This is a genomic window from Methylophaga sp. UBA3603, assembly GCF_002375335.1.
GTDB lineage: Bacteria > Pseudomonadota > Gammaproteobacteria > Nitrosococcales > Methylophagaceae > Methylophaga.
In genome coordinates, this window is record NZ_DFMC01000007.1 from 1 (window position 1) to 22,378 (window position 22,378).

22 protein-coding genes and 3 tRNA genes are annotated in these 22,378 nt (G+C 45.1%); 8 read left to right on the forward strand and 17 right to left on the reverse strand.

From position 1 onward, the window contains the following. Nucleotides 1-109: 109 nt before the first annotated feature. The 3 genes from B4F66_RS03685 to B4F66_RS03695 all read right to left on the reverse strand — a co-directional run bounded on the left by B4F66_RS03685 (nt 110) and on the right by B4F66_RS03695 (nt 387). Nucleotides 110-185 (reverse strand) — tRNA-Thr (locus tag B4F66_RS03685). A 19-nt stretch (nt 186-204) separates the two neighbouring features. After that, nucleotides 205-278 (reverse strand) — tRNA-Gly (locus tag B4F66_RS03690). A 24-nt stretch (nt 279-302) separates the two neighbouring features. Then, nucleotides 303-387 (reverse strand) — tRNA-Tyr (locus tag B4F66_RS03695). 168 nt (nt 388-555) lie between these two features. Between B4F66_RS03695 and hslV the strand changes: the two genes are divergently transcribed. The 6 genes from hslV to ubiB are packed head-to-tail and all read left to right on the forward strand — an operon-like array spanning nt 556 to nt 5,827. Continuing rightward, complete coding sequence (gene hslV / locus B4F66_RS03700) at nt 556-1,101, forward strand: ATP-dependent protease subunit HslV (RefSeq protein ID WP_014707506.1); 546 nt, start codon at nt 556-558, stop codon at nt 1,099-1,101. After that, nucleotides 1,101-2,429: an ATP-dependent protease ATPase subunit HslU gene (gene hslU / locus B4F66_RS03705; RefSeq protein WP_292400770.1), complete on the forward strand. Its 1,329-nt coding sequence runs from the start codon at nt 1,101-1,103 to the stop codon at nt 2,427-2,429. The genes hslV and hslU overlap by 1 nt, the downstream gene beginning before the upstream one ends. Nucleotides 2,430-2,437: 8 nt before the next feature. Next, entirely contained in the window at nt 2,438-2,803 is a 366-nt protein-coding gene (locus B4F66_RS03710; RefSeq protein WP_292356319.1) for a gamma-butyrobetaine hydroxylase family protein, read from the forward strand. A gap of 7 nt (nt 2,804-2,810) precedes the next feature. Then, entirely contained in the window at nt 2,811-3,557 is a 747-nt protein-coding gene (gene ubiE, locus B4F66_RS03715) for a bifunctional demethylmenaquinone methyltransferase/2-methoxy-6-polyprenyl-1,4-benzoquinol methylase UbiE (RefSeq protein WP_318988379.1), read from the forward strand. A gap of 3 nt (nt 3,558-3,560) precedes the next feature. Then, a complete protein-coding gene (locus B4F66_RS03720; RefSeq protein WP_292356317.1) occupies nt 3,561-4,163 on the forward strand; it encodes a ubiquinone biosynthesis accessory factor UbiJ in 603 nt (200 codons plus the stop codon). Next, nucleotides 4,160-5,827 carry a ubiquinone biosynthesis regulatory protein kinase UbiB gene (gene ubiB, locus B4F66_RS03725; protein WP_292356315.1) on the forward strand — a complete coding sequence of 556 codons (1,668 nt, stop codon included), beginning with the start codon at nt 4,160-4,162 and terminating at the stop codon, nt 5,825-5,827. The genes B4F66_RS03720 and ubiB overlap by 4 nt, the downstream gene beginning before the upstream one ends. On the opposite strand, the gene B4F66_RS03730 is transcribed toward ubiB, so the two are convergent. The 6 genes from B4F66_RS03730 to B4F66_RS03755 all read right to left on the reverse strand — a co-directional run bounded on the left by B4F66_RS03730 (nt 5,828) and on the right by B4F66_RS03755 (nt 11,944). Then, complete coding sequence (locus B4F66_RS03730) at nt 5,828-7,495, reverse strand: formate--tetrahydrofolate ligase (protein ID WP_292356313.1); 1,668 nt, start codon at nt 7,493-7,495, stop codon at nt 5,828-5,830. A gap of 72 nt (nt 7,496-7,567) precedes the next feature. Continuing rightward, nucleotides 7,568-8,176, reverse strand: a complete 609-nt coding sequence (locus B4F66_RS03735; protein ID WP_292356312.1) for a UbiX family flavin prenyltransferase — start codon at nt 8,174-8,176, stop codon at nt 7,568-7,570. Continuing rightward, on the reverse strand, nt 8,169-9,524 hold the full coding sequence (gene mpl / locus B4F66_RS03740; protein ID WP_292356310.1) for a UDP-N-acetylmuramate:L-alanyl-gamma-D-glutamyl-meso-diaminopimelate ligase: 1,356 nt from the start codon (nt 9,522-9,524) through the stop codon (nt 8,169-8,171). The genes B4F66_RS03735 and mpl overlap by 8 nt, the downstream gene beginning before the upstream one ends. Further along, complete coding sequence (locus B4F66_RS03745; protein ID WP_292356308.1) at nt 9,525-10,037, reverse strand: hypothetical protein; 513 nt, start codon at nt 10,035-10,037, stop codon at nt 9,525-9,527. 124 nt (nt 10,038-10,161) lie between these two features. Then, the gene (locus B4F66_RS03750) at nt 10,162-11,118 is read right to left on the reverse strand and encodes a PQQ-dependent catabolism-associated beta-propeller protein (protein ID WP_292356307.1); all 957 of its coding nucleotides are present in this window, start codon (nt 11,116-11,118) and stop codon (nt 10,162-10,164) included. A gap of 28 nt (nt 11,119-11,146) precedes the next feature. Beyond that, nucleotides 11,147-11,944, reverse strand: coding sequence for an ABC transporter substrate-binding protein (locus B4F66_RS03755; protein ID WP_292356305.1), 798 nt, complete (start codon nt 11,942-11,944; stop codon nt 11,147-11,149). 175 nt (nt 11,945-12,119) lie between these two features. Here B4F66_RS03755 and B4F66_RS03760 point away from each other — a divergent pair, with 175 nt between their 5' ends. Continuing rightward, nucleotides 12,120-12,470 (forward strand): hypothetical protein, encoded by a 351-nt coding sequence (locus B4F66_RS03760; RefSeq protein ID WP_292411631.1) that lies wholly within the window; start codon nt 12,120-12,122, stop codon nt 12,468-12,470. Between the two features lie 31 nt (nt 12,471-12,501). On the opposite strand, the gene secF is transcribed toward B4F66_RS03760, so the two are convergent. From secF to tgt, 4 genes are all read right to left on the reverse strand, one after another. After that, entirely contained in the window at nt 12,502-13,452 is a 951-nt protein-coding gene (secF, locus tag B4F66_RS03765; RefSeq protein WP_292356302.1) for a protein translocase subunit SecF, read from the reverse strand. 14 nt (nt 13,453-13,466) lie between these two features. After that, nucleotides 13,467-15,323 (reverse strand): protein translocase subunit SecD, encoded by a 1,857-nt coding sequence (gene secD / locus B4F66_RS03770; protein ID WP_292356300.1) that lies wholly within the window; start codon nt 15,321-15,323, stop codon nt 13,467-13,469. 49 nt (nt 15,324-15,372) lie between these two features. Further along, complete coding sequence (gene yajC / locus B4F66_RS03775) at nt 15,373-15,702, reverse strand: preprotein translocase subunit YajC (protein ID WP_014707521.1); 330 nt, start codon at nt 15,700-15,702, stop codon at nt 15,373-15,375. Nucleotides 15,703-15,776: 74 nt separating this feature from the next. Next, nucleotides 15,777-16,883 carry a tRNA guanosine(34) transglycosylase Tgt gene (gene tgt, locus B4F66_RS03780; RefSeq protein ID WP_292356298.1) on the reverse strand — a complete coding sequence of 369 codons (1,107 nt, stop codon included), beginning with the start codon at nt 16,881-16,883 and terminating at the stop codon, nt 15,777-15,779. Between the two features lie 121 nt (nt 16,884-17,004). On the opposite strand from tgt, the gene pyrF reads away from it, so the two are divergent. Then, entirely contained in the window at nt 17,005-17,697 is a 693-nt protein-coding gene (gene pyrF, locus B4F66_RS03785) for an orotidine-5'-phosphate decarboxylase (RefSeq protein ID WP_292356295.1), read from the forward strand. A gap of 63 nt (nt 17,698-17,760) precedes the next feature. Here the strand turns inward: pyrF and B4F66_RS03790 are convergent, their stop codons facing one another. The 4 genes from B4F66_RS03790 to B4F66_RS03805 all read right to left on the reverse strand — a co-directional run bounded on the left by B4F66_RS03790 (nt 17,761) and on the right by B4F66_RS03805 (nt 22,308). Further along, the gene (locus B4F66_RS03790) at nt 17,761-18,954 is read right to left on the reverse strand and encodes a methyl-accepting chemotaxis protein (protein WP_292356293.1); all 1,194 of its coding nucleotides are present in this window, start codon (nt 18,952-18,954) and stop codon (nt 17,761-17,763) included. Between the two features lie 39 nt (nt 18,955-18,993). Beyond that, complete coding sequence (locus tag B4F66_RS03795; RefSeq protein WP_292356291.1) at nt 18,994-20,265, reverse strand: flagellar hook-length control protein FliK; 1,272 nt, start codon at nt 20,263-20,265, stop codon at nt 18,994-18,996. An 82-nt stretch (nt 20,266-20,347) separates the two neighbouring features. Further along, the gene (locus B4F66_RS03800) at nt 20,348-21,694 is read right to left on the reverse strand and encodes a globin domain-containing protein (protein ID WP_292356289.1); all 1,347 of its coding nucleotides are present in this window, start codon (nt 21,692-21,694) and stop codon (nt 20,348-20,350) included. Further along, the gene (locus B4F66_RS03805; RefSeq protein ID WP_292738305.1) at nt 21,694-22,308 is read right to left on the reverse strand and encodes a ParA family protein; all 615 of its coding nucleotides are present in this window, start codon (nt 22,306-22,308) and stop codon (nt 21,694-21,696) included. The genes B4F66_RS03800 and B4F66_RS03805 overlap by 1 nt, the downstream gene beginning before the upstream one ends. Nucleotides 22,309-22,378 lie beyond the last annotated feature (70 nt).

Below are 22,378 nucleotides of genomic sequence, written 5' to 3' on the forward strand. Positions count from 1 at the left end.
TTTGTACGTTCAAATTTTGCCTTAGACATGCCAGTCTCCCCGCCAAACTTTTTTAATTGTTAAAATCAAAAACAGGCAAGGTACTCCCTGCCCAATCAAATCGAAATAATGGAGCCCGCAATCAGAATCGAACTGATGACCTCATCCTTACCATGGATGCGCTCTACCGACTGAGCTATGCGGGCCATATCTTCCAAACTAAAATGGAGCGGGTGATGGGAATCGAACCCACATAGTCAGCTTGGAAGGCTGGAGTTCTACCATTGAACTACACCCGCAAAATAGTAAACTCTTTAAACAAATGGTGGAGGGGGGAGGATTCGAACCTCCGAAGGTAGAACCGTCAGATTTACAGTCTGATCCCTTTGGCCGCTCGGGAACCCCTCCACTAAAGAGGTCGCATTTTCCGGAAATACCCGCTCGCTGTCAACCACTATCTCACTTTTAAATTAAAAAGCATCAAATTGCTGAGTAAAACCGATTTGGAATCGGCATCAGAAGTGACACCATAGTATACTGCATCGCTGTTTTTCTAATTAATAACTGGAGTTTTTTATGGAGCAATACCGTGGCACCACGATCCTGTCCTATCGTCGTGACGGCCAGGTAGTCATTGGTGGTGACGGCCAAGTCAGCCTTGGCAACACCATTATGAAAGGCAATGCCCGCAAAGTAAGGCGTCTTTATCATAATAAAGTGATTGCCGGATTTGCTGGTGGCACCGCAGATGCCTTTACATTATTTGAACGTTTCGAAGCTAAACTTGAAAAACATCAAGGCAACCTGACTCGTAGTGCTCTTGAACTGGCTAAAGACTGGCGTACGGATAGAATGATGCGCCGCCTCGAAGCTCTGCTGGCAGTTGCAGATGCCGAAGCATCTTTAATCATCTCGGGTAATGGTGACGTCATCGAGCCTGAACACGGCTTAATTGCCATTGGCTCAGGTGGTCCATTCGCCCAGGCTGCTGCAACAGCTTTACTGCAAAACACTGATTTATCTGCCAGTGAGATCGTTGAGAAAGGCTTGAATATCGCTGCTGATATCTGCATCTATACTAATCACAACCTCACTATAGAAACTTTGGATTACAACAAATAATGATGAATCAATCACTAACGCCAAAACAAATTGTTCACGAATTAGATAAACACATTATCGGACAGCACGAAGCCAAAAAAGCCGTTGCGATCGCCTTACGTAATCGTTGGCGTCGACAACAGCTTGATGCGACTTTACAACAAGAAGTGACGCCTAAAAATATCTTGATGATTGGTCCAACCGGTGTGGGTAAAACTGAAATCGCCAGAAGACTGGCTTCCTTGGTAAACGCTCCATTTATTAAAGTTGAAGCGACTAAATTTACCGAGGTCGGTTATGTCGGTCGTGATGTTGAATCAATTATTCGTGATCTAGCCGAAAGCGCGATGAAAATGTTGCGTGAAACTGCCATTAATGATGCCAAACCGCTTGCCATTGATGCGGCAGAAGAACGTATTCTTGATTCATTGCTGACACCTGCCCGCGGCACATTGACCGAAGAAGAATCAAATACCCGACAAAAATTCCGCAAAATGCTGCGTGAAGGCAAACTTGATGATCGGGAAATTGAACTGGAACTGGCACAACATCAGATGGGTGTTGAAATCATGACACCACCGGGAATGGAGGAACTCACCAGCCAGTTACAGGATATGTTCCAAAGTATGGGTAACCAACGCAAGTCAACCCGAAAACTGACCGTGGCCAAAGCTATGCGTTTAATCAGTGAAGAAGAAGCTGCCAAGCTGATTAACGAAGAAGATTTAAAAGCTGAGGTTATTAACCGTGTCGAACAAAATGGCATCGTTTTTCTCGATGAAATAGACAAGATTACTCATCGTGGTGAAGGCGCCGGCAGTGGTGCCGATGTCTCACGCGCAGGTGTGCAACGTGATTTATTACCTTTGGTGGAAGGCAGTACGGTTTCAACCAAATATGGCATGTTGAAAACGGATCATATTCTGTTTATTGCCTCTGGTGCTTTTCATTTGAGCAAGCCTTCAGACTTGATCCCGGAATTGCAGGGTCGTTTACCCATCAGAGTCGAGCTCAATGCGCTGACAACAGAAGATTTTGTCAGAATTCTGACCGAACCGGATGCCTCGCTTACTGAACAATACTCAGCTTTAATGGGTACTGAATCTGTTGATTTGAGTTTTACAGCTGATGGTATCAAACGTATCGCCGAGCTTGCCTGGCAAGTAAATGAAAAGACCGAGAATATTGGTGCCCGTCGTCTGCATACCCTGCTGGAAAGGTTGTTGGAAGATATTTCCTATGAAGCGGGTGAAGAATCTCAACAAAAATTTATCATTGATGAAGATTATGTCAGTCAACAGCTGTCAGAGCTGGTGCAGGACGAAGATTTGTCACGCTATATTCTTTAAGGACTTTTATGAGCCAGGCACCATTGCCAAGCGAAATTCAACTACATAAGCATTCCCGTAAACTGGAACTAGTCTACGGGGTTGACCATTATTTGCTATCAGCAGAATTCCTGCGAGTGCACTCCCCTTCTGCCGAAGTCCAGGGGCATGGTCCAGGTCAAGAAGTGCTTCAGGTGCAAAAAGAAAAAGTGGGCATCAGTAATATTGAACCAGTTGGCCATTATGCCATCAAAATTTATTTCGATGATGGTCATGACAGCGGTCTGTTCAGCTGGGAATATCTTTATGAACTCTCGATTAATCAAGATGAATACTGGCAAACCTATCTGGAAAAATTAATGGCTGAAGGATACGAGCGTCAACAAGACGCCTGAGGGAATTATGGAAGACAACAACACTACCCATTTTGGCTTCAAGCAAGTTCCTACTGAGGAAAAAGCTAAACATGTCGCCGAGGTATTTCATTCTGTCGCCGGTCGATACGATTTAATGAATGATTTGATGTCAATAGGGATTCATCGGCTTTGGAAACGTTTTACTTTACATAACAGTAATGTGCGCCGCGGTGCCAAAGTCCTGGATATTGCCGGTGGAACGGGTGATCTGACGGCAAAGTTCGCCGATATGGTTGGGCCAACCGGTAAAGTGGTGTTGGCAGATATTAATGCCTCCATGCTGAATGTTGGTCGTGATCGGCTTACCGATCTAGGTAAAGCCGGTAATATTGAATATGTTCAGGCCAATGCTGAAGCGTTGCCTTTTCCTGATAATACATTTGACTGTATCACCATTGCTTTTGGTCTGCGCAATGTCACGGACAAAGACAAAGCGCTTGCTTCAATGTTGCGGGTACTTAAACCAGGCGGAAAATTAATGATTCTGGAGTTTTCCCAACCTGTCAGCTGGTTAACTCCACTCTACGATACCTACTCGTTCAAAGTATTACCGGCGTTGGGCAAACTGTTTACCAATGATGCTGAAAGTTATCGCTATCTGGCTGAATCGATTCGCATGCACCCGGATCAGTCCAGCCTTAAAAAAATGATGGAAGATGCCGGTTTTGAACGCGTTGACTTCATCAATATGTCTGCGGGCATTGTGGCGTTGCATAGTGGTTATAAATTTTAAATCATGAGTTTATTGTTAAAGTCGCTTGAAATAGCACTAAATCATGCTTTGCGTTTTGATATGGAAAGTCATGAAAAGCTTCAGCATTTTGCCAATCGTAGTATTCGAATTGATATTACCAATCTGAATATTGCCGTTATCGTCAGATTTACCGATGATCGGATTCTGCTAGAAGCAGCCGAAGAACATGTCGCGGATTTAATGATCAAAGCAGATAGCTTTGCCTTGCTGAAACTAGTACAGCAACCGGACAGCTTGTTTTCCAATCAGATTCAAATCCGTGGAGATGTCCAGTTTGCCAAACAGTTACAGGACTGGCAGCAACACTTTGATTTCGACTGGGAGCAACAACTTGCCAGAGTTACCGGTGATACCTTGGCTTATCCGCTGGCTCAGAGACTTCGACGTGGTTTTGACTGGTTAAATTACAATCGCTCAGAATTTGAGCAAAGTTTGGCCGAATATCTACGAGAAGAAAGTCAGTATTTGCCGGATAAATCGCAAACAGAGCGGTTTATGCAAAATGTGGATCTGCTTCGTGCCGATACCGAACGACTGGAAGCCCGAATAAAAAGACTGCAAAACCTTATCGAGAAAAAAACATGAAGCTCAGTCAGTTCGGACGTTTATTGCAAATAAATCATGTGCTTGGTCGCCATCGTCTCGACGAATTGATTCTGGCCATACACTTTTTCCGGCCTTATCGTTTCCTCAGCTGGTTTTCACCCTATCGCTGGCGTCATAAAGCTGACTTGCCCAGAGGGGAGCGAATTCGTCTCGCGTTGCAGGATTTAGGACCGATTTTTGTCAAGTTTGGTCAAATCCTGTCTACCCGCCGAGATTTATTACCTGAAGATATCGCCGATTCATTGGCAAAACTGCAGGATCAGGTTGCGCCCTTCCCTAATGATGTGGCGTTAGCTCTAATCCATGCTGCTTATGAAGAAGGCGAACCGGAACGTATTTTCAGTCATATTGAAGCTGAACCATTGGCCTCTGCATCAATCGCGCAGGTACATGCCGCGACCTTAACTGATGGTAAACAGGTCATTCTCAAACTGGTACGCCCGGGAATTGAGAAAGTAATTCGTCGCGATGTTGACCTGCTTTATACCCTTGCCGGCCTGGCTGAAAAATACTGGTCAGAAGGCAAACGCCTGCGTCCCCGTGAGGTGGTTGCTGAGCTGGAAAAAAACCTGTTTGATGAGTTAGATATGCTGCGTGAAGCAGCCTCAGCATCGCAATTGAAACGGCATTTTGCTGATGAAAGGTTGTTGTACGTTCCGGAAGTTTACTGGTCACTGACCAGACCGAACCTGTTAGTACAGGAACGGGTATTTGGCGCACCAATCAGCAATATAGCGTTATTAAAACAACATAATATCGATTTAGAACTGCTGGCGACAATCGGTGTGGAAATTTTCTTCACCCAGGTCTTCAGACACAGCTTCTTTCATGCCGATATGCATCCGGGCAATATTCTGGTCGATGTCAGCAATCCACAATTGCCGCGTTATATCGCCATTGATTTTGGCATTATGGGTACGCTGTCGCCGGATGATCAACGTTATCTGGCTGAGAACTTTCTGGCATTTTTCAATCATGATTATCGCCGTGTTGCTGAGCTTCATATCCAATCCGGATGGGTACCGGCAGAAACCCGAATGGATGAATTTGAATCGGCTATTCGCAGTGTTTGCGAGCCTATTTTTGCCCGTCCACTGAAAGAAATTTCATTTGGGCAGTTATTGTTAAGACTTTTCCAAACTGCCCGACGCTTTAATATGCAGATCCAGCCGCAACTGGTTTTACTACAAAAAACACTGCTGAACATTGAAGGTTTGGGACGTGACCTGTATCCCGACCTGGATTTATGGCAAACCGCCAAGCCAATTCTGGAACAATGGATGAAAGAAAAGCTGGGTTGGCAGGCGGCCGTTAAATCACTGCAGAAAGAAGTACCAACCTGGGCAGAGACATTACCGACCTTGCCCCGAATGCTGCATGACCTGACCAAACAAGCTCAAGCGGGTCAATTGCATATGCAATTATCGTCTAAGGATTTGGACAAGATCCGTCAGGAAGTACGCCATTCCAGCTACCGTACGGCCACAGCCGTCAGTGGCGCCGCCTTTATTGTGGGTGCAGCTATTATCAAAGGTCTGGATGGCTATTCAGCCAATATGCTGGCTGGCATGCCCGTACTTAGTTGGGTTCTGGGACTTTGGGGTGGCTTAATGCTTTATTTCAGTCTGCGGCGTTCCGGCTAATCAGAACAAGCCACTGATAACACCTTTATCATCAATATCAATGCGTTCTGCTGCAGGAATTTTCGGCAGGCCGGGCATGGTCATCACATCACCGCAAAGCACGACTATAAATCCTGCACCTCTCGACAAACGAACATCACGAATGGTCAGAGTGTGCTGCTCTGGGGCTCCGCGTAAACCAGGGTCACTACTGAATGAGTAAGGCGTTTTTGCCATGCATACCGGTAAATCTCCATGCAATGATTGAAATTCGCCGAGTTTTTTCATTACTTTTTTATCAGCGATCACCTCATTTGCCCCATACAACCGCATGGCGACAGCATTAATTTTTTCCCATAACGTCTCGCTGTCGCTATACAGCAATTTACATTTTCCAGGTTGCTGTAACTTTTCAACTACCGTCTGAGCTAATAACTCGGCTCCCGCTCCACCTTCAGCCCAATGACGGGCTAAAATGGCAGTTGCCCCCATGGACTCAACAGCATCCTTAATCAACGCAACTTCCGCATCACTGTCCTGAATAAAGTGATTTATTGCTACCACGCATTCCAGACCAAACTCGTTTTGTAAATTATGTAAATGCTTACGCAGATTGGTTAGTCCCGATTCAAGCGCCGTTAGATTCTCAGCAGCCAAATCCGGTACATTAACACCGCCATGGTATTTCAATGCCTTAACCGTCGCGACAACTACCGCAAGATCAGGACGAATACCGGCTTTCCGACATTTAATATTAAGAAATTTTTCCGCCCCCAAGTCAGCACCAAAGCCAGCTTCAGTCACCACATAATCGCTAAGCTTTAATGCCATTTTGGTCGCGATAACCGAATTGCAGCCATGCGCAATATTGGCAAAAGGCCCACCATGAACAAACGCAGGATTATTTTCCAGAGTCTGCACCAGATTCGGTTTAATGGCTTCTTTAAGTAAAGCTGTCATAGCACCCTGAGCGTTTAGATCATTGGCATATCTTGGTGTGCCATCAATTGAATATCCAATCAGAATATCACCAAGCCTTTGTTTTAACTCGGTTAATGACGCTGCCAGACAAAATATTGCCATGACTTCTGAGGCGACCACAATATCAAAGCGATCCTCGCGAACAAAGCCATTTGCAGGCCCCCCCATCCCTATCGTGATCTGACGTAAGGCCCGGTCATTCATATCCACAACCCGCTGCCAGGTAATTTTACGGGTATCCAGCTGCAGGCTATTGCCATGGTGAATATGATTATCAATCATTGCTGCTAACAGGTTATGTGCTGCTGCGATCGCATGAAGATCACCGGTAAAGTGCAGATTGATATCTTCCATTGGAACTACCTGCGAATAACCGCCACCGGCAGCTCCTCCTTTTAACCCAAAGCAAGGACCCATTGAGGGTTCGCGAACACAGACGGTGGCTTTTTTGCCAATGCGGTTCAACGCATCACTGAGACCAATAGTCGTGGTGGTTTTACCCTCACCGGCAGGAGTCGGGCTAATGGCTGTAACCAGAATCAATTTGCCATCTGGTTTTGTCGCCAGATCATCCATTACCTGCAGAGAAACCTTGGCTTTATAACGTCCATAGCTATCCAGATCATCCACCTGCAATCCTAATTTTTGCGTGGCGATATCCGTTATATTCTGCATTGTTGCCTGTTGGGCGATTTCAATATCTGACATGCTATTATCCGAATTTTGACTCTGCGGGCATTATACGCGAGTTAGTATATGGCTCAGTATCTTGGCCGATAATTACTCGCCCCAGCGTGGCATCAATTGATGTTTTATGGAGGCTTGATCGAGAATTCTGGCCACCACGAAATCGACAACGTCTTCAAGTGTCTGCGGTCGGAAATAAAAACCGGGATTAGGCGGCATAATACAAACACCCAGCCGGGAGAGTTTCAGCATATTCTCCAAATGGATGGGCGAAAAAGGAGCCTCACGGGGGACAACGATCAATTTACGTTGCTCTTTAATCATTACATCAGCGGCACGATTAATCAGATTATCGCTGCCGCCACAGGCAATGGCCGACAAGGTTCCCATGGTACACGGGCAGACAATCATCGTGGGCACTGAATGCGATCCGCTGGCAAGTGGCGATGACCATTGCTGCTCGCCATACAGTTTTATCTGTCCGGCCTGGCAACTAAATTGTTTTTCCAGTACTTTAGTGGCATCTGCTGCACGTGAGGGTAGTTTCCAGTCCAGCTCATCGGCTAATACAATTCGACCAGCAGCAGAAATCATCAGATGCACGGTGATTCCCTGCAATAACAACTGCTCTAGTAAACGTTTGGCATAGGGAGCACCCGATGCACCGGTAATGGCCAGCGCAACTTGTTTTGAATCAGTCATTGTTCAACGCATCCAGGATTTTTTGATGAATGCCGCCAAAACCGCCATTGCTCATCACCACAATATGGTCGCCTGATTTACTTTGATTAACCAATTGCTCGACGACATCATCAATGTTTCGAAGCAGTACCGAGCCATCGCCGAGTTGTTGCTGAATGTTATCTAACGACCAGGTTAACTGTGGATCCTGATAGAGAATGACCATATCAGCCGCGTTTAGTGATGCAGCTAAGGTATGCTCATGCACGCCCATTTTCATCGTATTGGAACGCGGTTCCAATACGGCAATCAATCGCTGTTGACCTATGTTGGCCCTTAACCCTTGCAAGGTGGTAGCAATCGCCGTGGGATGATGGGCAAAATCATCATATACTTTGATTCCCCGACATTCACCTCGTAGCTCAAGGCGACGCTTAACACCTTTAAACTGGTTCAATGCTTCACAGGCATGCTCCACAGTCACACCAACATGATGCGCGGCCGCAATAGCTGCCAGAGCATTATTAACATTATGCTGACCAAGTAAAGACCAATCCACTTTGCCGGTATTTTGGTTGTGTTGCACCGTAAAGCTATGTCCATCTTCTGCCGTTTCAGCTAATTGCCAGTCAGCCTGTACATCATTCAAGGTTTGTCTTGGTGTCCAGCAACCACGCTCCAGCGTCTGTTCTATTGCAGGGATAGCGTGCGGCGTAATCACCAAACCTTCAGCCGGAACAGTACGAATTAAATGATGAAACTGCGTTTGAATGGCAGCCAGATCAGCAAAGATATCAGCGTGATCAAATTCCAGATTATTAATGACTAAAGTACGCGGGTGGTAATGAATAAATTTGCTGCGTTTATCAAAAAATGCCGTGTCATATTCATCGGCTTCGATCACAAAGAAAGGGGTATTTCCAATCGCAGCAGACTGACCAAAATTACCGGGTACTCCACCGATCAAAAAACCAGGTTGCATACCAGCATATTCCAGAATCCAGGCCAGCATACTGCTGGTCGTGGTTTTACCGTGAGTCCCGGATACCGCTAGCACCCACCGATTAAGCAGAATGTTTTCTGCCAACCATTGTGGTCCGGAGATATAAGGTAAATTACGGTTCAGCACATATTCTACGGCAGGATTGCCACGAGACATCGCATTACCCATAACCACCATATCGGGAGCCGGTTGCAAATGCTCCGGCAAATATCCCTGCATGACGTCGATTCCTGCGGCGGCTAATTGATCGCTCATTGGCGGGTAAACATTGGCATCAGAACCGGAAACATCGAAACCACGTTCACGAGCCAGTAAAGCCAGTCCCCCCATAAAGGTACCGCAGATGCCTAAAATATGGATATGCATTCAGGCTACTCCGGACATGACCAGGCCATTAATAACAATAGCCAGCACTACGTATAAAACCGTTAAAGCAACCGCCTTAGGTGCTGATGTTTCAATACTGCGGCGTATGATATGTGCGGTGACCATCAAACTCCATAACATCACCAACATCAGTGCAAACAAGATGAAATTTGCTGTATCTGATTGTTCAGCGTACTGATGAAAGGCCCATAGCAGTGGCATGGCTAACAGACCCAACAGACTGCCGGTGCCGGCCAATGCCATTAATGACTGTTGGTAACGCGGCAAAAAGTGGTTCAGGCGAAGCAGTCCATAAAGAAGAGTCGTTAATACGATCACATCTGTTAAACCAATCCATAGACTGATTCGGAATGACATATCAATTTGGTTGACCGATACGCTGACAATAAAATATATCAACAATAGCAATTGCATCAGTTGATTATTAGCCGGAAGGCTATCTGGTCCTGAACGGAACAGACAAATGTCGATTAAGCGCAGTATAACTTTCATGTGCGGCATCATAGCGCGTCAGCAATAGTTCACAAAATTTTTCTTGTCTCTTTTATATTTTTAATCATAAAAAAACCCGGCAACGCATAACGCTGCAGGGTTTAATTTCAGTTATGTTTTATACTCAGTCGTCCAGAGCAACACCCCATGGGAAGGAGCCGACTTCGATGGTTTTAATACGCTCCTGCTTAGCAGTATCTACAACTGAAACAGTGCCGTCCACCCCGTCAGCAGTGTAAATCATCGAACCGTCTTTCGATAGATCCAAGCCCCAGACACGTTTGCCAACAGGAACATTACCTTTTAATTCCAAAGTCTCCGCATCGAGAAATGCTACCGAATTACCACGTCCTGTGGTGACATAAAGCATTTTATCATCAGGACTGACTTTGATATCCATCGGCTTTGAGTTATCTACATCAATACCTGATTTCTTGATTACTTTCAGTGTTTCCATATCGATAATGGCAACTTCATTGCCAATTTCGCTGGTGGCATAAGCCAGACTGCCATTACTGTTAAAAGCCAAGCCTCTTGGACGTGCGCCTACAACAAGATGTGCCACTGCTTCGTATTTAGTTGTTTCAATAATATGCACCATATTGCTTGATTCACTGGTGACCAAAGCATATTTACCGGTTGGAGATACTGCTACACCCTCGGGTTCAATACCGACCTGAACCACTGCCAGCTTTTCACCTGATTTAGGATCAAGGAAGGTCGCCTCGCCATCATCTTCATTCGAAATCACAATATGACCGCTCACCGGATTAACCCCAAATGTTTCAGGATCATCACCTGCATCCAGGGTTTTGATAACTTCCAACGTTTTTACATCAACTACAGCAATGGCATTATCTTCACTGATAGCGACATACAGCATGGTTTGATCAGGCGACAGACCAATACCCCGAGGCCGTTGCCCTATATCAATTGTCGTTTCAACTTTATTGGTGCGGGAATCAATCACACTTACCGTATTATCTTTTTCATTGGTGGCAAACAAGCGATGAGTAGGTTCAGCCAATGCGGCGGTACTCGCCAGAATCAGTGAACTTAACAAAAGTGTTTTAAATTTCATTCAGCGTTCTCCATAGTATTTTTTAATTTTATTTGCAGGTAACTTTACCAAGACTATCCAAGCCACCTTTAAAACCACGTAACGGCGCTTCAGCAACAATTTTATTATCGTTATCTACTAACAATAGAATTTGTCGTAACTGCCCATTCTCACGGAAATTAGCGTTATCGCCTTTTTGTCCATCAAACACCAGGTCCGTTTTAAGATGATTCAACATAAACTCTGCATCATACTGCATGGTTTGCACCACTGAGTCTGCAATCATTTTGGTTCCAGCCCAGCCAGCCCATGCCTGGTCCGTCATTGCCTCACCTTGAGATTTTTTAAACCGGTTGTTTAACTGGCTAGCAGCAAACTTTACAAAATCTTCGTGCCAGCTTTGTACATTTGCAGGCTTATCCGGATTCTTTTCCTGCCACTGCGCTAGAGCATCAGCACGCATTTCATCACTTGGCGTGATATGAAATAGATTCGGCAGACAGGATTCACGTAACTCATCCGAGCGTGAAATAAGATTTATCACCGGTATTGCAGCAAACTGTTCTGATTGAGCCACTTTCATTATGTAATCGTCATCTGTCGCTAACAACAGCACCGTTTCAATCTCAGTTGTTTCCAGTGCATCAGGCTCCACGACTTCTATTTGGTATTTTTGTCCCAGGAACCCTCCCTGAAGATTGGCTTCCTGAAGTCCCTGTTGCACGCCAAGCCAGACTTGTCCTTCAGTGGGTCCAACATAATGCATGGTGACCTCAATTTCATCTGCCATCAGCCATTGTGGCCAGATAAAAAACAGGAACAATCCATATTTTTTTAGGTGATACATTCATTTCTCCTTCCTTTATAAAACCCTTTCAAAGATACGTACTTAGAGATCCTTGACCATCAGGAAAATCCTCAACCTTTCAGGAAATTATCCTAACTGCACTGCTGCAAAACATCATTATTTTTATAATCAATTAGTTATATAAATTTTACCCTGTAAATCTGCATATAGAATATTGAAACTGGTTGATATAAACCACATCCTTATTTGGCAAGATGTTTTTTCTCAAGATTTCTTGCCAGAGGCCGCTACGGTTCATACTAGGAACAGAGTGAGAAAAATGAAAAACAAATCACTGGAATTGGATCTGAGGCAAATCATGCAGGGACTTGAGGAGTTTGCAACGTTCATGAGTTATCAAAGCAACTATGAGGGATTACGTATACTCAAAGTGGAAACTCAGCATGAGAATGTTCAAGATTACAATACCAGCCAACCTTCAGACAATATTGTATCTATGGAAAAAGCTCGCATTAAACGAACTGAATACGTAGACACTTTTCCCGCTGCCAAAAAATATCAATAAAAAAGGCCCGCATCATGCGGGCCTTTTAATTTTAAACCTGACTCCCATCAGGGTTAACTTCACCATCTTCATCTATTTCAGGCGGCATCAAGTCAGTCTTAGTTACCCCCATCAGCAATACAGCAGTGCCTGCAATATAAATAGATGAATAAGTCCCCACCAGAATTCCGATAAGCAGCGCCGTGGCAAAAGCGTGAATTACTTCACCACCAAATACAAATAATGCCACAACAACCAGCAATGTCGTCATCGATGTCATGATGGTCCGGCCTAAAGTGGCATTAATCGAAGTATTAATTACTTCAAGTGGTTCCGCTTTACGCATCTTCAGAAAGCTTTCACGGATCCTGTCAAAGACTACAATGGTATCGTTCAGCGAATAACCTATCACGGCCAGGATAGCGGCCAACACTGTCAGATCAAAATCCAGACGGAAAAACGAGAAAAACCCAACAGTAATAACAACGTCATGGACTAACGCCAGCACCGAGGCAATCGCAAAACGATATTCAAAGCGCAGTGCCACATAAATAAGAATACCAATCAGCGCATAAACCATCGCCAGACCGCCATCTTCAGCAAGCTCTTCGCCCACCTGAGGCCCCACAAACTCGACTCTTCTAACCTCAACAGCATCGGTTTGCTCTGCTTGCAATAAAGCCACAACCTGATTACTTATTTCAGCCATATTTTCACTTTCAATAACGGGCAAACGTATCAGTACGTCCGTTAAAGAGCCAAAATTCTGAACTAAAGCATCACCGTAACCACCCTGTTCAAGTATTGAACGGACCTCCCCAAGGTCGACTGCCTGAGGATATCCCACCTCAATCATTGTGCCGCCGGTAAAATCGATTCCGAAATTCAAACTGTTGGTCACGATTGAATACGCCGAAATCAGTATTAATACTGCCGAAAATGCTAATGCAATTTTTCGGATCCCGACGAAATTAATGTTTGTTTCTTTGCTCAATAAATGCATGACACAAGCCTTAATTAAATGGACAGTTTTGGTCGTTGCTTACGGCCATAAACAAGGTTAATCACCATGCGTGTGCCTACAATCGCAGTAAACATTGATGTCAAAATGCCTAACGTCAGTGTGATAGCAAACCCCTTAATGGTTCCGGTACCAAAACCAAATAACACTATCGCAGCAATCAACGTTGTAATGTTAGCGTCAGCAATAGTTGAAAATGCTTTTGAATAACCGGCATCAATACTGGCACGTGGGCTGTTACCCAGTCTTAATTCTTCACGAATACGCTCGAAAATAAGCACATTCGCATCAACCGCCATACCAACTGTCAGCACAATACCTGCAATACCTGGCATGGTGAGTGTAGCCTGTAACATTGACAACAACGCCACAATTAACACCAGGTTGGCTGCTAAAGCCAGATTAGCCACTGCACCAAACAATCGATACCAGACAATCATAAATACCAGTACCAGAGCAAAGCCGATCATAACTGAAGCAAAACCCTGATCAATATTTTCCTGCCCCAGGCTAGGCCCAACAGTACGCTCTTCGACAATATCGATTGGCGCTGCCAATGCACCTGCACGTAATAATAAAGCAAGATCCCGTGCTTCAGTCGTACTGTCCAAACCGGTTATCTGAAACTTTTTACCGAGTTGATCACGAATAGTAGCGACACTGATAATCTCCGGGATTTGACGTCGTACACTGACTTCTTCGCCATCAATTATCTGTGTTTCAACTTTAGACTCAATGAAAACCACCGCCATCGGGTTACCGATATTGTCACGGGTAATATTGCTGAAAATGCGTGCGCCTTTTCCATCTAATGTCACCGATACGGCCGGCGAACCGGATTGACCGTCTATTGTTGAGGCCGCATTGATAACATGTTCACCGGTCAGCATCACCCGCTTATTCAATAGATAAGGTCTGCCATCGCGGTGATAATATAATTCAGAATTGGCAGGAACTCGTCCGTTGACCGCATCCTGAACATCACTTTCAAAATCGACTAAGCGAAATTCCAGGGTTGCCGTGGCACCAAGAATTTTTTTCGCCTGAGCGGTATCCTGCACACCCGGCAATTGAACAACAATGCGATCCTGCCCCTGTTGCTGCACAGTAGGTTCAGCGACACCCAGCTCGTTAATACGGTTTCGCAAAGTGGTGATGTTTTGTTGTAAAGCCAGGTTCTGCGTTTCGCGAACAATCGTGTCATTTAAGTTTATAGTGACGGTTGGACGCTCTGCATTTTCATCGATAGCAACCACAAGCTCATTGTATTCGCGATCGATTGCATCAATAGCCGCATCAAGATCTGCTGCTTCCCGAAAGCCAAAGGTCAAAACACCATTTTCAACGTTGACCTGGGTATAGCGAATTGTCTTATCACGTAATAAAATACGAATATCGCTGGCATAACTTTCGAGTGTTTGCTTCAACACCGCATCCATGTCCACTTCCATCAGGAAATGCACACCACCGCGTAAATCCAGACCAAGATTCATCGGTTCTGCCCCAAGAGACTGTAACCAGGCCGGAGTATTGGGTGCCAAATTCAAAGCGACGATATAATCTTCAGAACTCAGTTTCTGCTGAATAAGTTCACGTGCCTCGAGCTGTTCATTGGCTTCACTGAAACGAATCAATAAACGGTTTTCTTCCAGCACTACACCCTTGTATGGGATTTCAGCCTGTTTAAGGCTTGATTCGATTTCATTAACCAACTGCAAATCAACGTTGTTCAGTCTTCCGGCAGAAACCTGTACAGCAGGATCATCACCAAACAGGTTTGGCATGGCATAGATAATGGCCGTGAGTATTACAGTCACAACCAGTAAATTTTTCCAGAGGGGGTATCGGTTCATCTTGATATCCAGATAGCAAAAAGGCTGCTCGCAGGCAGCCTTTTCATATTTACAGTTTTTTCAATGTGCCTTTTGGAAGCACTGAATTGATTGATTCACGACGTACTTTAACTTCGACAGTTTCTGCAATCTGCAAGTTAATCGCGTTATCGTTGATATCATTAATTTTGCCCATCAAGCCACCATCCGTTACAACCTCATCACCTTTCGCCAGTGATTGCTGCATAGTACGGTGGGCTTTAGCGCGTTTTTGCTGCGGACGAATCAACATCACGTAAAAAAGCACTAATAAAATGATTGGGAACGCAAAATCAAGCAAGCCCGGCGAACCCGTTGATGCTGCAGTTTCAGCAAAAGCAGGTGAAATCAGAAAATCCATCATATTTCCTCTAAACTGGCAAATAAAAGACAGTGATTATGCCACAGCCAACTGCCGGCTGATAGCCAATTAACCTATTCTGCACGATCCTGACGCATTGCGTAAAACGATTGACGAAACTGTTGAAGATTTCCCGCTGCGATTGCGTCTCTCAGCTGTTGCATCAAGCGTTGATAATAATGCAGATTATGAATGGTATTCAGTCTTGGACCGAGCATCTCACCGGTACGATCCAAATGATGCAAATAGGCGCGACTGTAATTTTTACAGGTATAACAATCACAGTAAGGATCCAAAGGTCCTGTGTCCATTTTATGACGACTGTTGCGAATTTTAATGACACCTTCATGTACAAATAAATGACCATTTCGTGCATTCCGCGTTGGCATCACGCAGTCAAACATATCCACACCCAGACAAACCGCTTCAAACAGATCTTCGGGCCGACCGACGCCCATCAAATAGCGTGGCTTGTCCGTTGGCATTTTCTCGCTAAGGTGGTTGAGAATTCGCAGCATGTCTTCTTTTGGTTCGCCCACAGACAAGCCGCCGATGGCATAACCATCAAAGCCGATCTCAGTCAGACCTGCCAGAGATTCATCACGTAATGCTTCATGCATACCACCTTGCACGATTCCGAATAACGCCGAGGGATTATCTCCATGTGCTGCTTTACTGCGCGCTGCCCAACGTAGCGATAACCGCATCGAAATGGCCGCGGTCTTTTCATCAGCAGGATACGGCGTACATTCATCAAAAATCATTACAATGTCACTGCCAAGGACGCGTTGCACAGCCATGGATTCCTCAGGCCCCATAAAGACCTTGTCACCACTGACTGGCGACCGGAAATGCACACCCTGCTCAGTTATCTTACGCAGCTCACCAAGACTGAAGACCTGAAAACCACCGGAGTCGGTCAAGATAGGCTTATCCCAGCGCATAAAGTCATGTAAATCACCATGTCGCTGGATAATATCTGTACCGGGACGCAACATCAGGTGAAAGGTATTGCCCAGAATGATCTCTGCTCCAGTGGCTTTGACCTCTTCCGGCGTCATTGCTTTAACTGAACCATAAGTCCCAACCGGCATGAAAGCAGGTGTTTCAATGGTTCCCCGGTCAAAACTCAGTTGGCCGCGGCGGGCAAGTCCATCCTGTGCTGATGTCGCAAATTTCATTGTGTTAACTCATCAAAAATTGGCGCACAGGATAGCATTATCGATAAGGTTTCAGTGAATTCAGACGCAATCCCCTGTCAGTTAAGGTAGGATCTGCATAAAATTTTTAGTGGAAAGCAGTATGAGTCAATCAAAAATTATTGTGGCGTTGGATTACCCCGATGCGAATGCCGCGCTTAATATGGCCGATCAGTTGGATCCTTCGCGTTGCCGCCTCAAAATAGGTAAAGAATTATTTACCCGCAGCGGCCCGGAAATCGTCAAAACGTTACAACAAAAAGGTTTTGATATTTTTCTGGATTTAAAATATCACGATATTCCAAATACTGTTGCTAAAGCCTGTGCAGCCGCTGCTGATTTAGGCGTCTGGATGATGAATGTTCATACTTTGGGTGGACCGGCAATGATGTCTGCAGCACGTGAAGCGATCGGCAGTCATCATGATGCTCCTCTACTGATTGGTGTGACATTGCTAACCAGCATGGATCAGCAAACATTTGAAGCCATAGGTTTAGAAGGCACCATTCCCGAAACAGTCCTTCGGCTTGCTGTAATGGCAGCAGATAATGGCTTGGATGGTGTGGTTTGCTCGGCACATGAAACGGCGATGTTAAAAGCCGAACTGGGCAGCCAGTTTCAATTGGTGACCCCAGGCATACGTCCGGCAGGCAGTGCAAAAGGCGATCAACATCGGATCATGACTCCTGCCCAGGCTATTCAGGCTGGCAGCCATTATCTGGTCATAGGTCGTCCGATAACTGCTGCAGCAGATCCAATGCAAAAGCTGATTGAAATTGAAAACGAGTTACGTTAGAGACTCATAAAAAAGCCCGCAGCAAGCGGGCTTTCATTTGTATCAGTATCGTTTTTTAACAAATTAAACTTTAAATTTCCCTGAAGCATCCTGCAATTGAGAAGATAGACTGCTAAGTGTATCAACCGCTTCAGAAGTAGCACGTGCACCATCTGCAGTATGATCAGCAATCTGACTGATATTAACAATACCGCGATTAATATCTTCAGCAACTGAACTTTGTTCATTAGCCGCATTTGAAATCTGCGTGCTCATCTCATCCATGGTAGAAATCATCGCTGTTATAGTATCCAGAGCCGAACCAGCACTGGCAGCTTTTTCGACACTGGTCTTGGCGCTTTCACGACTTTCATTCATGACTTTCACGGCAGCACGAGCACCTTGCTGCAAACGCTCTACCATTTCTTCAATTTCGTGCGTGGATGACTGGGTTCTGGCAGCAAGCGTACGAACCTCATCAGCAACTACCGCAAAGCCTCTGCCATGTTCACCGGCACGGGCCGCTTCAATAGCAGCATTCAATGCCAACAGATTGGTTTGCTCTGTAATTCCGCGTATGACATCAACGATTGCACCAATATTACCGATATCCGCTTCGAGTTCACTTAAAGTCTCAGCCGCTTTTTCAACTTCGCTGGCCAGAGTATCAATAGATTGCATTGTCTCGAGTACCACCTGCTTGCCGGCTTTAGCTTCATTATCGGCATTACGTGCGGCTTCAGCAGCATTGGTTGCGGTGCGTGCTACTTCCTGAACAGAGGCAGTCATTTCATTCATCGCTGTCGCGACTTGATCAGTCTCTTCCTGCTGTTTTAATACTCCCGTCACCGTTTCTTTACTGATGACCGTCATGTTTTGGGTTGCGGTATTTAGCTGACTGACACCACCAATCAGCGTGTGCACCAGATTGGCAACATTTTTGCGGGCACTGTCTAGTTCAAATGCCATCCAGCTGAAATCGCTTTTACCGGAAATGGCAATTTTTTGCGTGAGGTCGCCTTTCTTAATATTCTGAATTCCATTGACCAATGTGGTTGCGCGTTTGTCACCAAAACGTCCAATAACATGTGCCATAAACATGATCAGTGCACTACCGATAACAACAAATCCAGCCACCACTTTAAGTTGTTGCATCGAGGTAACCGCGTTCAGTTCCATGTAGAACATTAACCCGGCCAGCACCACCAAACCGATAATGCCAAATCCGGCAACAATGTACATGCGTTTTCTCAGCGAATAATTCTCTAACTTAAACACGCCGCATTCTCCCTTCTATGTTTATAATTATTGTAATTATCATGCAAACACACTCACACCGACACTATTATCTGGTGAATCAACTGATAACTGTGTTGCTTCATTGTCCATATCGTCCGTTTCAACAATAACTTGAGCTATATTATTGCCGCCATGTAACTGTTCATCTTGCTCAGAACCCTGCGAAGGCTGATCCTGATGGCTTACTTCAGCATTATTTAATGCCAGTCCGCTTTCGTTGAAACTCTCACGTAATCTCGGCAGTGCCTGCTCCAAAGCATCCCTTGCTGCTGCATTTGAGGCAATAAAAGTAACATTGGCCTGATCATTTTGCATACTCAACCTGACCTCTACAGGGCCGAGATTAGCCGGATTCAGCCTTAACTCTGCTTGTTGAACACCCTCACGCGCCATCCAAACCACCCGGCTACTCATCACTTTGCCCCAAGCTGCACTGTTAAGCTGAGGTTGTATGTCCAGCGATAAAGCGGGATTAGCAACACTCGGTGTACCAGCCACAGACGTGGTCATACCCGGGATGGTAGAAAATACTAAAGGACTACTGAGTTTGCTGGCTGAACTTCTCTCCGCCTGAGGATCCAGTTGCCGCATCGCGGAAATTGTTTCAGCACTGGCTGTCATAAACTGTTCCGGCGTTTTCCCCGCCGTTTGCATCATTAACTTAACCTTTTCGGTGGTAACCGCATCACCTTCCACATTTTGCTTCTGAATTGCCTGAAGTATATCTGCACGGATTGACGTTGCTGAAAAATCTGCATTATTTGATTTGCTCTGCATCGCAAGTACAGATTTTTTCATATCCTTATCACCGGACTGTGGAATATTTATTAATGGCGTTGTGGCGAGCTGCTGCTTTTCAGTTTTCTTTTCTGTCACGGGAGTAACAGCCAAAATCATTAAAGGATCACTTTCATCCTCACTCTCAGTCTTATCAGTTTTGCCGTCAGTTTCGACAATGATTTCTTTAGTCGGTGCTTTATCGGATTCCAGTTCTGAATTGTCAGCCGTTTTTTCCGTCTTATCTACCTTTTCCGATTTTTCAGGCGGCAATTCTTTGCCGTCTTTTGCATCCGGCTTTTCCGCTTTGGTGTTTGCTTCAGCCTGTTTATTATCTGTTTTAAGGTCATTCCTGGCCGGTTTATCTTTATCTGATCGCTGAGGTTCATTTAGCCGACGATCCAGTTCCGACGCAAAGGCCGCATTATCTTTACTGTTGGCAGCAGAAGTTATGGCTTTGTCTGTATTGTTCGGGGCAACACTCAGCGAGGAGAGGGTCAGCTGTTGCGTCATTTCATTTCCTTAAACTCTGGTTAGTAGCCGTATAGCGCTGTTATAGGTAATGAATAGCAATGGCTGTGCCAGAATCGATATTTCATAGCTCAGTATTTTTAGTGATTACTTTAATCAACTGCGTTAATGCATTGGTTTGCTCAGACAACTGTTGGCTGATTTGCTCTATGGAATGGCGGCTGCGATTTTCCCAACCGATATGATTATGCGTCAGATCTTTTTCCAGTTGTTGTGAAAGCTCAATGCTTTTATTCAGCTGTTGCTGCTGCTGACCAGACTGAATTTTCAAAGGTTGAAGCAATTGACTCAATTGTTGGTTCAGCACTCTAATTTCCATTGAAAAGTCACGAAGCTGACGCGCATCATCACCCAGCTTTGCCGCTTCAACAGTACAATTTAACGCCAGCAGGCTGGTTTCAAACACGGCGTCATCTATTTCCTGCAACATAGCAGTTAAATGACTGTTTTGCAGTTGAACTTGGTAAAGCGTTTTTTCCAGTGCCGGTAGAATATTTTGTGCTAACGGAGCGGTTTCGTTCGGTGTTGAAGATAGCGATAGACCTGAACCAATCGCACTATGAGGATAACATTCGAGCAGAAACCCCTCGGGCTTATCATTTTTGTAAAGAACCGAAATCGTTAATCGCACATCCAAAAAGTCGTTGCGTAAATCAATACTTCTAGGCAGCTGCTCGAAATCACTTAGCCACTCAATGGGGAAGGGAACGGCTTCAGCGAAATGTTGTAACGAAATACCTTTAAGTCTCTCAACATTAAGATCGGCAAACATTTTTTTGAGACTGTCTTGATACTGTTTTAGCAGTGTTTCTGCCGCTACATTGAGGTAACTTACCACCAGATTTAAATCGATAATAATCATCGGCGTGGCAGTTTGCTCGACGGCTAGCGAGGTAAGCACATACTCTGCTGCCGGAGCTTGATCTGTTTGATAAACCGTTACCGGCTCGGCTACCTGGCCAACAGGAGTCTGCATCAACTCAGCCACATACTGCAGAACATTTCTCCACGCTTGCAGTAACGTGTCATCCCATTTCTGCTCAGAAAATTCGGCAACCACGGATAACCAGTTTTCGATGAACATCTCATAATGGGATTGTTCGACACCATATTGCTGATGTCGCACTCCCAGCCCCTGAAGATAATCCTCGATCATTTCCGAGTCACGTAAATGCTGGATCAACAAAACCATCGATGCGAGTAATTTCTTATGTTGCCCTTCAATCGTGACTGATTTGAACAACGGCATTATCGCCGGGTATTCAGCAAATAATCGCTGATAAAAGCGCTCAGCTAATGCATCACTAAAACTCATTAACGCAGCAAAATTATGCTCGACCAGGGTTATATCTTGCTCATCCAGCCCTGCCAATCCACTAATAGGATGATGTTGTAGAGCATTCTCAGCCATCAGTCTGCTCTTCCCAATAGCAAATCATTTGCCAGAGACTGATAATCAGCTGGATTTGCAGACTCGTTATCGTATATCACCGTTTTTAGCACTCGCTTCGGAAAATACTGTGTCAATAAATCACCGAACTGGTAGGCAAAATCAGTACCGTCCGGCAATCTGTTTAAACATAACCATAACCTTATTGAATCAGATCTCAATTTCGCCACCCGTTGCAATACCGGTAGCATTTTTATCATACCGCGTAATGCACCATGCTCCGCAGAAACTGGTATAAGCATATCACTCGCAGCCAAAACGGCATTCGTGCCTAATAATCCTGAGATCGCAGCGCAATCAATCAGAATGATATCTGCATCTGATTGTATTGTCGAAGTAAGTAGTTGCTTCAGTTTAACACCGAGTTTTATTGATGGTGTTTGCTGTTCGAACAAATGCAGCTCGGGACCCGACGCAATTAAAGACAGTTGTTCGCTTAGAGGCAGTATTACATCACGGGCATCATCTTTAAAAGAAAGTAAAGCATCCATGCCAATTTGAGTTTCAGCTACCCCAAATTGTCGGGTGAGATCAGCCTGGGGATCCAAATCCAGCATCAGCACCCGATAACCCATTTCTGCCAGAACACACCCAGGTTTGCCGTGATGGTGGTTTTACCGACGTCATGGGTCTGATTCATCACAG